Origin of the sequence: Pseudolactococcus chungangensis CAU 28 = DSM 22330, from assembly GCF_002441885.1 — a bacterium.
Taxonomy (GTDB): Bacteria; Bacillota; Bacilli; order Lactobacillales; family Streptococcaceae; genus Pseudolactococcus; species Pseudolactococcus chungangensis.
The window spans coordinates 234,021-249,186 of sequence record NZ_JXJT01000001.1 but is presented as its reverse complement, the minus strand read 5'-3'; the positions used below and the strand labels follow the sequence as shown (position 1 = coordinate 249,186).

General features: G+C 37.3%; 14 protein-coding genes. 5 read left to right on the top strand and 9 right to left on the bottom strand.

Annotation, left to right across the window (positions count from 1 at the left end; translation table 11 throughout):
- Positions 1-546: 546 nt before the first annotated feature.
- Together RR45_RS01285 and ktrA are read left to right on the top strand one after the other, a co-directional pair.
- Positions 547-1,923 carry a TrkH family potassium uptake protein gene (locus RR45_RS01285; RefSeq protein ID WP_031366108.1) on the top strand — a complete coding sequence of 459 codons (1,377 nt, stop codon included), beginning with the start codon at positions 547-549 and terminating at the stop codon, positions 1,921-1,923.
- A 12-nt stretch (positions 1,924-1,935) separates the two neighbouring features.
- On the top strand, positions 1,936-2,607 hold the full coding sequence (ktrA, locus tag RR45_RS01280; protein ID WP_031366109.1) for a potassium uptake transporter gating subunit KtrA: 672 nt from the start codon (positions 1,936-1,938) through the stop codon (positions 2,605-2,607).
- Between the two features lie 257 nt (positions 2,608-2,864).
- Here the strand turns inward: ktrA and RR45_RS01275 are convergent, their stop codons facing one another.
- The 9 genes from RR45_RS01275 to RR45_RS01235 all read right to left on the bottom strand — a co-directional run bounded on the left by RR45_RS01275 (position 2,865) and on the right by RR45_RS01235 (position 13,518).
- Positions 2,865-3,116, bottom strand: a complete 252-nt coding sequence (locus tag RR45_RS01275; protein WP_031366110.1) for a metal-sensitive transcriptional regulator — start codon at positions 3,114-3,116, stop codon at positions 2,865-2,867.
- Between the two features lie 254 nt (positions 3,117-3,370).
- Entirely contained in the window at positions 3,371-5,833 is a 2,463-nt protein-coding gene (locus RR45_RS01270) for an FAD-dependent oxidoreductase (RefSeq protein WP_031366111.1), read from the bottom strand.
- Positions 5,834-5,859: 26 nt separating this feature from the next.
- A complete protein-coding gene (locus RR45_RS01265; protein ID WP_031366112.1) occupies positions 5,860-7,521 on the bottom strand; it encodes an FAD-dependent oxidoreductase in 1,662 nt (553 codons plus the stop codon).
- On the bottom strand, positions 7,522-7,833 hold the full coding sequence (locus RR45_RS01260; protein WP_031366113.1) for a rhodanese-like domain-containing protein: 312 nt from the start codon (positions 7,831-7,833) through the stop codon (positions 7,522-7,524). It abuts the gene before it with no gap.
- Positions 7,833-8,120 (bottom strand): rhodanese-like domain-containing protein, encoded by a 288-nt coding sequence (locus tag RR45_RS01255; protein ID WP_031366114.1) that lies wholly within the window; start codon positions 8,118-8,120, stop codon positions 7,833-7,835. The genes RR45_RS01260 and RR45_RS01255 overlap by 1 nt, the downstream gene beginning before the upstream one ends.
- 268 nt (positions 8,121-8,388) lie before the next feature.
- Positions 8,389-9,714 (bottom strand): phosphopyruvate hydratase, encoded by a 1,326-nt coding sequence (eno, locus tag RR45_RS01250; protein WP_031366115.1) that lies wholly within the window; start codon positions 9,712-9,714, stop codon positions 8,389-8,391.
- Positions 9,715-9,943: 229 nt separating this feature from the next.
- Positions 9,944-10,495: a ribosome hibernation-promoting factor, HPF/YfiA family gene (gene hpf / locus RR45_RS01245; protein ID WP_031366116.1), complete on the bottom strand. Its 552-nt coding sequence runs from the start codon at positions 10,493-10,495 to the stop codon at positions 9,944-9,946.
- An 81-nt stretch (positions 10,496-10,576) separates the two neighbouring features.
- A complete protein-coding gene (locus RR45_RS01240) occupies positions 10,577-13,021 on the bottom strand; it encodes an ATP-dependent Clp protease ATP-binding subunit (RefSeq protein WP_031366117.1) in 2,445 nt (814 codons plus the stop codon).
- Between the two features lie 53 nt (positions 13,022-13,074).
- The gene (locus RR45_RS01235) at positions 13,075-13,518 is read right to left on the bottom strand and encodes a CtsR family transcriptional regulator (protein WP_314088973.1); all 444 of its coding nucleotides are present in this window, start codon (positions 13,516-13,518) and stop codon (positions 13,075-13,077) included.
- Between the two features lie 479 nt (positions 13,519-13,997).
- On the opposite strand from RR45_RS01235, the gene RR45_RS01230 reads away from it, so the two are divergent.
- The 3 genes from RR45_RS01230 (at position 13,998) to RR45_RS01220 (ending at position 15,074) form a co-directional block, all read left to right on the top strand.
- A complete protein-coding gene (locus RR45_RS01230) occupies positions 13,998-14,258 on the top strand; it encodes a helix-turn-helix domain-containing protein (protein ID WP_072353556.1) in 261 nt (86 codons plus the stop codon).
- Positions 14,259-14,325: 67 nt separating this feature from the next.
- The gene (locus tag RR45_RS01225; protein ID WP_031366120.1) at positions 14,326-14,715 is read left to right on the top strand and encodes a YbgA family protein; all 390 of its coding nucleotides are present in this window, start codon (positions 14,326-14,328) and stop codon (positions 14,713-14,715) included.
- On the top strand, positions 14,712-15,074 hold the full coding sequence (locus tag RR45_RS01220) for a TIGR02328 family protein (protein WP_031366121.1): 363 nt from the start codon (positions 14,712-14,714) through the stop codon (positions 15,072-15,074). The genes RR45_RS01225 and RR45_RS01220 overlap by 4 nt, the downstream gene beginning before the upstream one ends.
- Positions 15,075-15,166 lie beyond the last annotated feature (92 nt).

Below are 15,166 nucleotides of genomic sequence, written 5' to 3'. Positions count from 1 at the left end.
TTTTATTCTAACTTAATTTGACAAATCATAATATCTAAAAAAATCTATTAATGCAAGTAGTGATTTATTACTCCAAAACCTAACATGGAGGCATTTTTTCACTTCCATCACCGTTCTATCATCAGGAATGTCCAAGTAAAAAGGATAGGCATTCCTATCCTGAAGTTAAACTTGTCATTTTGTATTCAACCTATCACCTTACTTTACTTGATTATTTTTATGGTAAGTTTTGTAAAATTTGAATATCATGTAACCATCATGACTTGTGTATAACACTTTTAAAAAACAAAATGCTATAATTAAATTAATTCAAAATCTTTTTTTGAGAAAAGAATATCACCAGAAATACTTGAAATACCTAGGTTAGAAATCTTAATCCAACAAGCATAAAAGATACTCAATTATTTTTCAGTGTATCAACGGACTATCTATTAATAAAAACAATCGTTACATTTATATCAATGATGTGTTCAAAAAAATCACTAGGAAGTTACTCAATATATAAATTCAATTTGCATGATTATACTGATGTCTTAAGGAGGAGATGTGAAATTTTTTTTGATTAAATCTTGGTCAATTACCCGACAGATAACTTTCAGTTTTGCTTTAGTCATCCTGATTGGAAGCGTTCTTTTATCTTTGCCCATTTCCCAATATCAAAATAACTATCATACTACCTATCTTGATAATCTTTTTAATGTCATTTCTATGGTTTGTGTAACAGGGCTTTCAATTGCACCAATTTCAGAAATTTACAACGGCATCGGTCAAACTATTTCAATTATTTTGATGCAGATAGGTGGTCTAGGATTAATTACTTTGATTGCCTTTGGTGTATTTGCTCTTCAAAAAAAAATGAATTTCGCAGGTCATACCCTCTTACAATCTGCACTTAATCGAAAAGATAGTAAAAATCTCAAAGAATATCTATTTTTTGCATATAAAACAACGATAATCATTGAGTCTCTATTTGGGATTATTATCATGACTGATTTTATTCCACGGTTTGGAATAAAACATGGCATTTTTAACAGTATATTTTTAACTGTTTCTGCTTTTTGTAATGCTGGATTTGATAATTTTGGCTCATCAAGTTTAAATGCTTTTGTTTTAAACCCCACCATTAATTTTTCAGTCTCAGCATTAATAATATTTGGCGGGATTGGTTTTGCAGTTTGGGACGATGTCATTGCAAATCTAAAACGACTCTTTTTTTCTAAACCAGTAGGTCATGGTGTTTTTTATAAAAAATTATCCAACCAAACTCGTTTGATACTGCAAACAACAGTTATTATTTTATTTTTAGGTACACTATTAACATGGTACTTAGAGAAAGATAACCCCAAAACAATTAGTAATTATACCTTTCCTCAACAAATAATGGTCAGCTTTTTTCAGACTGTAACTATGCGTACTGCAGGATTTTCAACTATTTCATTTAAAGACACATTCGCACCTACAAATTTCATTTATATGTTTCAAATGATTATTGGTGGGGGACCTGGTGGAACTGCTGGCGGAATTAAAGTAACGACCTTTGCAATTGCTTTTCTTCTTATAAAATCGGAACTCGTTGGGCAATCATTGGTAACTTTTAGTCACCGTGTTATTGCAAGTAAAACAGTTAAACAAACCATATCGGTCTTGCTTTTCTTCTTTACTATTCTTGTTATTGGTTATACCTTATTGTTAAGCTTTGAACCTAACTTAGATCCCTTTTCTTTGCTTTTCGAAACTATTTCGGCTATGAATACTGTTGGCGTTACAATGGATTTGACTTCAAAATTGTCGACACAGGGAAGGATCATCATTATGTTACTGATGTTTATTGGTCGTGTAGGCCCTATAACATTCCTGTTCAGTTTGATTCAAAAGAAGGAAAAGAACATTAATTATGCTGAAACTGATATTTTAGTCGGATAAGGAGATTTTAATATGAAAAAAAAATTGGTGGGAGTTTTAGGTCTAGGAATTTTTGGGCGTGCTGTTGCTAGACAGCTTAGTCAATTTGATCAAGATGTCATTGCCGTTGACATGAAAGAAAATATTGTTAATGAATTTGGAAATATTGTCACCAAAGCTGTACTCGGAGATATAACTGATAAAAATTTTCTGTTAGCTGTCGGACTTGACCATTGTGAAACAGTAGTTGTTGCAACTGGGAATAACTTGGAGTCTTCTGTTCTTGCGATTCTTAATTGTAAAAAAATTGGAATTCCTATAATTATAGCCAAAGCCAAGAACAAAATTTATGAAGAAGTATTGTATGGCATTGGTGCAACGGATGTCATTTCTCCTGAAAGAGATTCTGGAAAAAAAGTTGCATCAAATATACTTAAACATCATATCGAAAATATCATCTATTTAGAAAATCATGTTTCTATCATTAATTTTAAGATCCCCGAATCTTGGGTAGGGAAAAATTTAGCAGAATTGAGTATCCGTCAAAAATATGAACTAAATATTATCGGCACAAGACTCCATAAAGGAGGTCATTTAAAACTTAATGTTGACCCTAATACCCCTCTACCTCCTAATATCATTTTAGTTGGTATTGCTAATGACCATACTTTCGAAAAATTTGATTACCTTGGTTATCTCAAATAAATATTTGAAACAATATTTTCATCTAATCTAACATAAAAAGACAAGAAATTATCTTGTCTTAGTAGTACTCCCCATAACTTGGACTAAATATCCAAAATATGGGGAGTTTTATTAAAATATGGCATACATAAAAAAGAATTTCGAGCATAGTTTATCCCGAAATTCTTTTTTATCATCTTATATGAAATATGGGTTCTAATACTATATTTTATGTGTATTAGTCATAGCATTGTTCAAATTAATCTATCACCTATAGATCATTTCTTGATAATCATTTTAATTGCTTGTTCTATTTTAATGTCCTTATCAGACGAGTCATCGAGTAAACAAGACTTAAGATTCTCTGCAACAATGACTCCAATCAAACTATCAAGACTTGAACGAACAGCAGAAAGCTGTGTAATAACATCAACACACTCCCTATCTTCCTCCATCATCCGCAAGATACCTTGAAGTTGACCTGTAGCACGCTTAATTCGATTTTCCATTTTGTTATTATAACTATTCATATAAAAATTATACACTCTTCTTAACTTCCAAACTCAACAATAATCTCTTGAATTGAGCATTTGGTTGCAATTCTTCTATTTTTCACTTCTTTTCCAATTTCTTGACTCGTCAGGTTGACATACCTTCAATATTAAAAGCAAATGGTGTATTGAAATTTTCATCTACGGTTAGTTTGCAATTTAACCGTAGATTCAGACAACTCCCCAACAAGTCCTTGCAAGATGTGAAAGTATTATCGCCGATATACAATTATTTATATAAATAATTGCATGTTAGCTTCTTCACTATCTCCAATAAATGTTGCAACACCGCCATACTCTACCCAATCAAAAAGTTCTACTTTATCAATTCCCATAATGTCCATGCTCATAGTACAAGCAACAAATTTTACTCCCAATTGATGAGCTTTTTCAATCATGATAGGTAAAGCATCAACATTTTTTTGTTTCATCACTTCTTTAATCATCGCAGAGCCCATGCCTGCCATGTTCATTTTAGAAATCGGCATTTGATTAGCTTGGCTCGGCAACATTATATCAAAAAGCTTTGCTATACCTTTTTTCTTAATTTTGACATTCTTTTTAAGCAAATTTAAGCCCCAGAAAGTGCAAAAAATGGTTACCTCTTTACCAAATGAAGCTGCACCTGTTGCAATAATCATACTAGCAAGTGCCTTATCGAGATCACCAGAAAAAAGAACAATTGTTGCTCCTTTTGGAGTCGTGGTCAGTGTACCTTCAGATATCTTTGATAATGCCTTTAAGACTTCATCGGGATTTTCTTTTCCCTTTAAAACAGTTGCAACAATTTTATTGCTTTCAATTTCGTTTTTGATAACTGTATTACCTGTTGCTTTTGCCCAATTTTCAATATCCGCAGCGAAACCAAAGTCACTCGCCTTAATATTCAAACGTTGACCTAATTCCATTTTGTCGATATTTTCTTTGACCTTTAATATTGGGCCTGGACACTGGAGACCGCAAGCATCAAGTTCTATATCTTCACCATTAAAAGTTTGCGAAGTTTTTGGCTTATCAAGATTTTCAGACTTGAATGTAATATTCCGAAGTTGATATTTACTATTTTTATAAGTTTTATATCCACCATCAAGATTTTTCACTTCAAATCCTTCTTGCATAAGAATTCTTGCTGCATTGTAGCCACGTGCCCCGACTTGACAATACACATATATCGTTTGATCTTTTGGCAATTCGTTGAGACGATCTCGAAGTTGGTTCAATGGTATTTGAATGCCACCTTCAATCAAGCCAGTCGCTAACTCAAAATCTTCCCGCACATCAAGGAAATATGCACCAGCTGCTTTCAAATCCGAAATTTCTGACCATTGAAAAGTTGAGACTTTCTCACGCATCATATTATCCGCTGTATACCCTAACATATTGACCGGATCTTTGGCGGATGAATAAGGAGGTGCATAAGATAATTCAATTTTTGCTAAATCTGGTGCTTTCGCGCCAAATTTCATCGCAGTCGCTATTACATCAATACGCTTTTCAACGCCTTCTACCCCGACAGCTTGAGCCCCAAAAATCTTACCATCTTTTCTTCCAAACAAGAGCTTCAGTGCTATGGGAGAAGCACCTGGGTAATATCCTGCGTGTGAATTTGGATGAATATGAATTACTTCATACTCAATCCCTTGACTCTTGAGTAAACGCTCTGAATTGCCTGTTCCCGCTACTGTGAGCTCAAAAACTTTTGCAACAGAAGTCCCTTGCGTTCCTGTATATTCAGCTTCCATTCCGTTGATGACATCTGCTACCAAACGCCCTTGACGGTTTGCAGGCCATGCTAGTGGAATATTGGTAGGAAGGCCAGAAACCGCATCTTCAACTTCAATCACATCACCAATAGCATATATATCAGCGTAATTTGTTCTCATTTGCCGGTCAACTTTGATAGCCCCTTTAAAACCAAGCTCAATATTGGCATCTTTTGCAAGTGAATTTTCGGGAACTACACCGATTGATAAAATCGTCATATCGGTATCTAATATTTGTCCATCATTGAGTTCAATTTTCATGCCATTATCATGAAAAGACTTTAACCCATTGTTAAGAAGGAGTTTTACACCATGCATATTAATCTGACTATGGAGCATTTGAGCAAGTTCTATATCAATATTAGGCATGACTTGTGGTGACATTTCCACAAGTTGAACATTAAGTCCAAGTTCAACAAGATTCTCCATCATCTCAAGACCAATAAAACCACCCCCAATAACGGTTGCAGTTTTAATATTAAATTTAGATATATGTGCTTTAATCTTATCCATATCCGGAATATTTCGCAAAGTGAACACATTCTTTGCATTAGAAAGACCTGGAATCTGAGGTATAATTGCTTTTGCACCTGTTGATATAATTAATTTATCAAAGTTTTCTTCATAAGTCTCGCCAGTTTCCTGATTTTTAACAATTACTTTATGATCCTCAGGATGAACTTCTAACACTTCACTGAGTACTCGAATATCAAGGTTATACTGTGCACTCATCCCTTCTGGTGTTTGAAGCAATAAATCCTCTCGTTCTTTAATAACTTTCCCAACATGATAAGGCAAACCACAATTAGCGAAAGAAATATATGGTCCTTTTTCAAAGAGAACTATCTCGTCTTCTTCTGATAATCGACGTAAACGGGTTGCAGCAGTAGCACCACCAGCAACACCACCAATAATTACAATTTTTTTAGACATTTTTTAACTTTCCTATTTAGTTATTTTTAATTTTTTTGTGTTGGTTTTTCTATCATCTCTTGTGTGGCTTTGCTGTATAGACCGTAAGCACCATCAAGATTTTTTACATCAAAGCCTTCTTGCTTCATAATTCGTTCTGCATTGTAGCTTCGCAATCCTGATTGGCAACTCACAATATAGGATTTTGTTTTATCAAGTTCCCCTAGTCTTGAACGTAATTCATCAAGAGGAATATTTACTGAATGGACAAATTTCCCTCTTGCTATCTCATCAGGGTTTCTAACATCAAGTAATATTTTTCCTTGAAGCAATTCTTTTGCAAGCTCATGCCATTGAATGTTGGATGATTGCCCAAGCGCAATATTCATTGCAGCATAGCCAACCATATTGACAGGATCTTTAGCTGAACCAAATGGTGGTGCATAAGTGAACTCTAATTCAGGTAAATCAAAGATTGTCAATCCTGCTTTTATCGCAGTTGAAAGAATGTCTATGCGCTTGTCAATACCTTTTTGACCAACTGCTTGTGCACCATATATTTCGCCATTATCAGGGTTAAATATGAGTTTCAATGTAATTGCACTCGCCCCTGGATAATACCCTGCATGATCATTCGCAGTAATATGAATTGCTTTATAAGTTAAATTTGATAATTGAACTTGACGCTCCGACAAGCCTGTACTTGCAGCCTGTAAATTAAATACACGTACGATTGCTGTACCTTGTGAACCTTTATTTTTAGATGATAATCCCGAAATAATATCAGCTACTTGTCTTCCTTGACGATTTGCTGGACTAGCAAGTGAGATTAATGAATCTTGACCAATTTGATTTTTTACAACAATTGCATCTCCAACTGCATAAATATCTTTGATAGAAGTTTCGTATTGTTCATCAACAACAATACCATCTCGGAACCCGAGTTTAATACCAGCAAGTTTTGCAAGCGATGTTTCGGGCTTAATACCTACTGATAGGATTGTTAAATCTGATACTATCACTTCACCGCTATCAAGTAAAATCTCATTACCCGAAAATTTAACAGCTTCTGCATTCGTCAAAACCTTAACACTATTTTTTGTAAGTTCTTCATTGACAAAAGCTGCCATCTCAGCATCAATCGGTGGTAAGACATGAGGAGCTTTTTCTACAATTGTTACTTGTAATCCACGATTTGCTAGATTTTCAGCCATTTCAAGGCCTATAAAGCCTGCCCCAATAATTGTCGCACTTTTAGGATTATTCATCTTTATGAACTCAACAATCCTATCAACATCAGGAATATTGCGTAACGTAAAAATGTTTTCAGAGTCATTCAAACCAATAATATCGGGCAAAAATGGTCTTGCTCCAGGAGATAAAATTAATTTGTCATAGCTTTCGATGTATTCTTCTCCTTCTGAAAGGACTGTCACCGTTTTTGTTTCGCTATCAATTTTTACAACTTCAGATTTTTCACGAACATCAATGTTAAATCGTTTTTTCAAGGCGGTAGCCGATTGAACTATGAGTCCTTCACGCTCTTTTATTTCTCCGCTTACATAATAAGGCAAACCACAGTTTGCAAATGAGACATAAGGCCCTTTCTCAAATACAATTATTTCAGCATCTTCATTTAATCGACGCAAACGGGTTGCTGCAGACATCCCACCGGCAACTCCACCGATAATCAAAAATCTCTTTGTCATTTAGTTTACCATTTTTCCCTTCCATGCCATCATGCCACCATTTACATTTACAACATCCAACCCCTTTTTTTTCAAAATTTTATAAGCTCGACGAGATCGCATACCAGACTGACAAATCACTGCAACTCTCACCCCTTTAGGGGCTGTAAATGAGCTAATCTGACCTAAAGGAATGTTTCTAGAGCCTTTGATATGTCCAGAAGCATACTCGCTTGTTTCTCGTACATCAATCAACTGCATCTTTTTAGTTTTCAAAGCTACAGACAAATCAGAAGTTGAGATAGCATCTATTTTCTTAAACCAATTAAACATTAATATTCTAACACTCCTCTGAATGATGATGTTCCGCCTTGAACATTAGTGATAGTTAACCCTTGCATTTCAAGCCATTGACAGACATTTGTTGAACGCGCACCAGATTGACAAATAATGTAGTCTCCTTCTTTTATTTCGCTTACGCGCCCTTCTATTTCACTCATCGGGATATTAATCGCACCTGGAACATGTCCATTACTGTATTCGTAACCTTCACGCACATCAATCACTCGAATATTATCCGAAAGCTTAGTTTTAAGTTCTTCTGCTGTTATATTTTTCACCTTACAACCTCCAATATATTTATATACTCATTATATACCCATAAGGGTATATTTGCAACTAATTAGAATCAATTATAGATTGTCTTATGTTCACTTCAATCTGACATTGTACATTTATGTTACTGACAGATTAAAAATTGACGAAATATAAGGTGCTAAGTTAGCCATGAAGACTCTCCAATAAAATAATGATCCACTTGTTATAACAAAAAAAGAACCCCTAAAGGTTCTTCTTCTCAATTCAAGTCTCTGATATCAGGTTAACTGATTAGAAACGAGATTTATCTTTGATGTTGTAGAATGAATCAAGGCCTTTGTAAACCGCAACTTCACCAAGTTGATCTTCGATACGAAGTAATTGGTTGTATTTAGCAATACGGTCAGTACGTGACAATGAACCAGTTTTGATTTGACCAGCGTTAGTTGCAACAGCGATGTCTGAGATTGTAGAATCTTCAGTTTCACCTGAACGGTGAGATACAACGGCTGTGAAACCAGCTTCTTTAGCCATTTCGATTGCTTCAAAAGTTTCAGTCAAAGTACCGATTTGGTTAACTTTGATAAGAATTGAGTTTGAAGCACCTTCAGCGATACCACGTTTGAGGTAGTCAGTGTTTGTAACGAAGAAGTCGTCACCAACGAGTTGAATTTTGTCACCAAGTGCTTTAGTGAATTCTTTCCAACCTTCCCAGTCGTTTTCGTCAAGACCATCTTCGATAGAGATGATTGGGAATTTAGCTACGAGTTCTTCGTAGTAAGCAATCATGTCTTTCTCAGTTTTAAGTTCCCACTCTTCTTCTGGTTTGTTAGCCAATTTACCGAATTCGTAAACGCCTTTTTCTTTGTTATAGAATTCAGAAGATGCAGCATCCATAGCAAGAACGATATCTTTACCTGGTACATAACCAGCTTTTTCGATTGCTTCGATGATCACTTCGAAACCTTCATCGTTTGATTTCAAGTTAGGTGCGAAACCACCTTCATCACCAACGGCAGTAGAGTATCCTTTAGCTTTAAGGATTGAAGCCAAAGCGTGGAATACTTCTGCACCGTAACGGAGCGCTTCTTTGAAAGTAGGCGCGCCAACAGGCATGATCATGAATTCTTGGAAGTCAATAGAGTTGTCGGCATGTGAACCACCATTGATGATGTTCATCATAGGCGTTGGCAATACTTTAGTATTGAAACCGCCAAGGTAGTGGTAAAGTGGTACTTCAAGGAAGTCAGCAGCAGCACGAGCAGCAGCGATAGACACACCAAGAATAGCGTTAGCGCCTAATTTACCTTTAGTAGGTGTTCCGTCCAAAGCGATCATCGCACGGTCGATAGCTTGTTGGTCACGAACATCGTAACCAATGATAGCTTCAGCGATAACGTTGTTTACGTTGTCAACAGCTTTTTGTACGCCTTTACCAAGGTAGCGAGATTTGTCACCATCACGGAGCTCAACAGCTTCATGTTCACCAGTAGAAGCACCTGAAGGTACCATTCCACGGCCGAATGCACCTGATTCAGTGTAAACTTCTACTTCAATAGTTGGGTTACCGCGTGAGTCGAGGACTTCGCGAGCGTAAACATCAGTAATAATTGACATTTTTGTCTCCTTTAATTTTAAACACCCGATGGCATTTTTTTAATTACCACCTTATATTACCACTATTTTACGGATATTTCAAGAAAAAATACTGTCCCACACCTTTTTTTACAGAAAATTTTCATTTCAAGTGCTTACATATTTAATCTTGAGACATTTATTCTAAATCATAACAAAAAAGCCAACACGATGTGTCGACTTTTTTGTTTATCATACTAATGAGGAGATATTAGTTGGTTTCAATCAGACCAATATTTCCATCTTCGCGACGGTAAACGATGCTTGTCGCACCTGTTTCACCATCTGTAAAGATGAAGAAGTCATGGTCGATTAAATCCATTTGAAGCACTGCTTCTTCAGCGTCCATAGGTTTCAAATTGATGTTCTTAGTCCGAACAATTTCAATATTTGCTTCTTCGATTTCTTCTTCTGGTGCCAATTCAACAAAGGTTTCAAAGACTTTACCAGTTGCAATGTGGTTACGTTTCTTTTGCACTTTTGTTTTGTATTTGCGAATTTGACGTTCCAATTTTTCTTGAACCAAATCAACTGAACCATACAACTCTTGAGAGGTATCTTCTGCACGAAGTGTAATGTTTTTAGCTGGAATTGTCACTTCAACTTTTGACGTTTTTTCAGCGTAAACTTTAAGATTAACGTAGGCAGTCAGCTCTTGATTTTCAGTAAAATACTTTTCAAGTTTGCTGATTTTTTCTTCAACGTAGCTGCGGATGCTGTCTGTTACTTCGATGTTTTCACCGCGAATGTTAAATTTAATCATGATAGTCACCTCTTTATCTTTTATATTTTTATTATACCGTGAAAACGGTTTTTTCACAAATATTTTACAATACCTTTTTGACTAATCAGTCACTTTGAAGGTGAGTTCGCCTTTGGAAACACCGACTGAGACTGTATTTCCAGCTTTAATATCTCCTGATAAAATTTTATCAGAAAGTGTATTTTCCAATTTTTTCTCCAAAGCTTTTCTAATTGGCCGAGCGCCATATTCTGGCTCAAAGCCACTTTTGGCGATAAGCTGATAGGCACTCGTTGATAATTTTAAGGTGATATGACGAGCTGCCAAGCGTTTAATCAAAGGCTTAGCCATGATTTTAACGATATCTGATAGTTCCTGCTCAGAAAGTGGGTGGAAGACAATGCTCTCATCGATACGGTTGAGAAACTCTGGGCGATACCGTTTTTTCAACTCTTCCAAAATTCTAGTCTTCATAGCGACGTAGTCGGTAGAGGCGTTTGCCGCCCCAAAACCGACCGTCTTATCATCACGCAGAGAGGTCGCCCCTAAATTACTAGTCATGATAATGATCGTGTTACGGAAGTCGACCTTGCGCCCCTTACCGTCCGTGATAAAGCCATCATCAAGGATTTGGAGCAAGAGGTTAAAGACATCAGGGTGAGCTTTCTCTGCCTCGTCAAACAAGACGACGGCATAAGGCTTGTTGCGCACTTGCTCGGTTAGCTGGCCACCTTCGTCGTAACCGACATAGCCAGGAGGTGCCCCAACTAAACGACTGGTGTTGAATTTTTCCATGTATTCGCTCATATCAATGCGAATCATGCTGTTTTCATCGCCGAAAACGGTCTCTGCCAAGGCTTTGGCAAGCTCTGTTTTTCCGACTCCGGTAGGGCCTAAAAACATGAATGAGCCCATTGGACGTCTGTCATCTGAGATGCCTGAGCGGCTACGACGAATGGCACTTGCGACAGCGGTAACGGCTTGACTTTGTCCGATAACCCGTTTGTGGAGTTCTTTTTCAAGGTTAACCAAGCGGGTCATTTCGTTTTTGCTCATCTGTGTGACTGGCACACCAGTCAAGTTAGAGACGACCGCAAAGACATCTGACTCACTCACGCGCGCTGACTGTGTTTTAACCGTCAGTTTTTCACGTTTAATATCAAGTTTTTGCAGGTCTTGATTGATGCTTTTAGCTAGGACAAAATCTTGATTGATAATCGCCTCTTGTAGCTGTTCATCAAGTTGTAAAGCTTTTTTATCTAGCTTGCTTTGCTCAGACAGATTGTTTTTAGCCGAAATTTTAACAGCTGCAGCTGCTTCATCAAGTAAGTCAATAGCTTTATCAGGAAGTCTACGACTTGGCATATAGCGAACACTAAGCTGAACGGCTGCCTTGACAGCATCTGAATCAAACTTGACTTGATGATAGGCTTCAAATTTGCTTTGTAGGCCTTGTAAAATAGCGATAGATGCCTCTGATGATGGTTCTTCAACCGTAACTTTCGCAAAGCGACGTTCCAGAGCTGCATCTTTTTCGATGTATTTTTGATACTCATTAAAAGTCGTTGCACCAATCAGCTGAAACTCGCCACGCGCTAGTGCAGGTTTCATAATATTTGAGGCATCCGTAACAGAATCTGTACCACCACCAGCACCAACAATCGTATGCAATTCGTCAACAAAAACAATCGTTTTTGCGTCTTGACTGACTTCATCGACAATGGCTGTCATGCGGTCCTCAAATTCCCCACGGAATTTCGTGCCGGCAACGACATTGGCGATATTGAGTGACATGAGTCGTACGTCCGCCATGTTGGCAGGAACATTGCCATCAATCATGCGCTGTGCGAGCCCCTCGATAATGGCTGATTTACCAACACCGGGCTCACCAACAAGGACAGGATTATTTTTCGTACGACGACTCAAGATATGAATCACGCGCTCGATTTCCTTATCACGGCCAATCATCGGGTCAATGCGACCTTGTCTGGCATCTTCTGTCACATCACGCGCTACTGAATCAAGGGTCGGTGTGATACTCGTCGCTGAAACACCTGATGCGATGTCACGTTTACCCATTGGTGTAACTGCTTTTTTTGCTATTTTTTTAACATTCATATTGCCAAGCTCAATCAAATCTTTGAGAATTTCAGCAATTTTGATTTTATGAAGTTCCAAGATTTTCTTGGCAACATTGTCATCATCTGTCAACATTACATAGAGTAAATGCTCAGAACCGGTTTCTGCTAGGTGATTTTGCGCTGCAAGTGCATCTGCTTCAAACAACAGCTGCTCTACTTTAGGTGAAAACTGAATGGCTTGCACTGCTTTTGTTTGATCAGGTAATTGATGTTGTTCGATTTCATCAAGCACTGTCTCAATCGTTACATCGTGATCTGTTAAAATGTTTTGGCCAAAACTATCATTGCTTGATAGCATCCCTGCCAGGATGTGTGACGTTTCTGCGTAATCATAACCATTGCCCGCGGCAAAAATGCGAGCTGTTTTGAGGATATCTTCAAGTATGCGTGTATAATTTTGTGTCATTTATCGTTATTTCCTTAGTTTTATGGTTCCAAGAGGCCGGCTTAGCCACTCCCTTAGTCCATCTTATCCAGTCGGTGAATCATTGAGGTTAATAAAATGGCGCGTTGTAAGTCTGTCACGACTGGGTGACTCAGCGTTGCAAGCAAGAGATTGCCTTCGCGCTCTGTCACGATTTTTTCGTTAAACATCAACTGCATGAGGTCTTGTGCCATGCTGACGGTCATTTTTTCTGGCATTTTAGCCAAAATGTCCATTAAGAAATCATGCGCATCTGAATATTGAATTCTGACAATTCGAATATAGCCGCCACCGCCACGCTTACTTTCAACTTCAAAGCCTTTTGGCAAGGTAAAGCGTGTCTTAATGACATAGTTAATCTGACTCGGGACAACGCCAAAATGTTCTGCAATTTCTGAACGTCGAATTTCAATTTCTGCTGCCTGAGCAAGTAACTCCTTGAGGTACTTCTCTATCATATCTGATGTGTTTTTCACAATTTCTCCTTTCTGCTATTTTACTGCGTAAAATCTCGAAACTTAACCAACACTATCACTCCGCCTTAGCGGGATCGTCCATTAGAAGTTCTTCTGTGATGTCATGTCCGATATTTTCTGACCTTGTTTGACCATTGTATCATTTTTTATTTTTTTTTGCTACTTTCAAGTCCTTTAAAACCTATTCTAAAAGGCCTTTAACAATCGTTTGATTAGCACGCTTTTTCTTTATTTAGTTTTGCTTTATTTAGTCAGTCATACCTAATAAACACTTGTTAGAAAACATCAACGTGATTGGATGAAATCGGTCATCCCAAACATATTTAAAATGCCATAGACTATCACCTCATACCAATATACGCACAAATTAGTTCTAAAATTTAAAAATAATGTTTTCTGAAATAGCCATTGACTAAATTTCAAAAATAGATTACCCTAATGGTAAGAAAAAGCTTGCCACTATTTTAAGAAAGATTCCCGCCATGAGTTTAAGTCAAAATCTAAAAAAACTAAGATTAAGCCATCACTTGAGCCAAGTGGAGATCACTAAACACTTCTGCATTTCAAGATCTGCCTACAGCTTTTGGAAAAAGGACATTACTCATCCCAAAAGAGACAATCTTGAAAAATTAGCCAAGCTTTTCCAAGTTGATGTCGCAGACCTCACACAAGACAGCAGAGCAATCTTACTGAACATCTACGACACTTGGCAAGATAAAGTCATAGCCTACTCAAAACAGTAGCAGGCAGAGGAGTTAGATGGTTTAACATGACAAGAGTAGATAGACATTATAGTCAGAAGGAGAAATCATGACAGCTTGGCAAGTGAAGTGGGCAGAACATAAATATTGGGTCATGGCCCGCTCACAACAGCTTTACAATCAAATCAGGGTACTCGCTAAAAACAATGAGTGGACAGATGAGACGACACTCACATTTGATAAATTAATAGACGAGGCTGCACGACAAGCCCCTACGCGTAAAACACTGACAACAGCCTATGAGCACGTTTGGGGATATTTCAAGAAGATAGCAACACCTGAAGAAAAACGTGCTTATCTGCATTTATTGGATGAATTAGAGGTTGATGACGATGGTTTAGGGCCGTTTTTAAAAAGTTTAACATCAAAATATCAGGTGACATATTTAATGCAATCACGATTGATTCATGAGATGCCGGAAAAGAGAAAATTAAAATGAGACTTTGGCACGAAAAGTTGCTGCGCCAATTACCACGACAGCAATTACTAGGGCAACACCGTGAGACGTCAGCACTGAGAGGAAATGGGTGGGGCAAGAAACACGCCACAGTCAATTATGTCTTTGAGCATTCACCTTACAAGCTCTATCAATATCATCTCTTAGTCATGTCTGAGATGACCGCACGTGGTTATCATCCTGATAAAAAATGGTTAGCACCAGATTATCGCGGTCTGAAATGTCCCAAATACGAGACGCTCAAGCCTTGTCCTCAAACAACTCCGATCTATCCCGAGCATAATCAAGCCTATTTAAAGGAGTGTCTGGAAAATCTAGCAAGTAAAGGTATTCTATTATAGTGATTGAAGATTAAACTTAGCACACACAAGCGAAATATACAAAAAGCCATCCGCTAAACCGGATGGTTTTTAATGTGTTCTTATCTCCTAAC

What these genes read in the sequence shown, in the direction of transcription:
- ktrA (WP_031366109.1), top strand. Translation starts at nt 1,936, where the DNA reads ATGAAAAAAAAATTGGTGGGAGTTTTAGGTCTAGGAATTTTTGGGCGT.
- RR45_RS01275 (WP_031366110.1), bottom strand. Translation starts at nt 3,116, where the DNA reads ATGAATAGTTATAATAACAAAATGGAAAATCGAATTAAGCGTGCTACA.
- RR45_RS01270 (WP_031366111.1), bottom strand. Translation starts at nt 5,833, where the DNA reads ATGTCTAAAAAAATTGTAATTATTGGTGGTGTTGCTGGTGGTGCTACT.
- RR45_RS01265 (WP_031366112.1), bottom strand. Translation starts at nt 7,521, where the DNA reads ATGACAAAGAGATTTTTGATTATCGGTGGAGTTGCCGGTGGGATGTCT.
- RR45_RS01260 (WP_031366113.1), bottom strand. Translation starts at nt 7,833, where the DNA reads ATGTTTAATTGGTTTAAGAAAATAGATGCTATCTCAACTTCTGATTTG.
- eno (WP_031366115.1), bottom strand. Translation starts at nt 9,714, where the DNA reads ATGTCAATTATTACTGATGTTTACGCTCGCGAAGTCCTCGACTCACGC.
- hpf (WP_031366116.1), bottom strand. Translation starts at nt 10,495, where the DNA reads ATGATTAAATTTAACATTCGCGGTGAAAACATCGAAGTAACAGACAGC.
- RR45_RS01240 (WP_031366117.1), bottom strand. Translation starts at nt 13,021, where the DNA reads ATGACACAAAATTATACACGCATACTTGAAGATATCCTCAAAACAGCT.
- RR45_RS01230 (WP_072353556.1), top strand. Translation starts at nt 13,998, where the DNA reads ATGAGTTTAAGTCAAAATCTAAAAAAACTAAGATTAAGCCATCACTTG.
- RR45_RS01225 (WP_031366120.1), top strand. Translation starts at nt 14,326, where the DNA reads ATGACAGCTTGGCAAGTGAAGTGGGCAGAACATAAATATTGGGTCATG.
- RR45_RS01220 (WP_031366121.1), top strand. Translation starts at nt 14,712, where the DNA reads ATGAGACTTTGGCACGAAAAGTTGCTGCGCCAATTACCACGACAGCAA.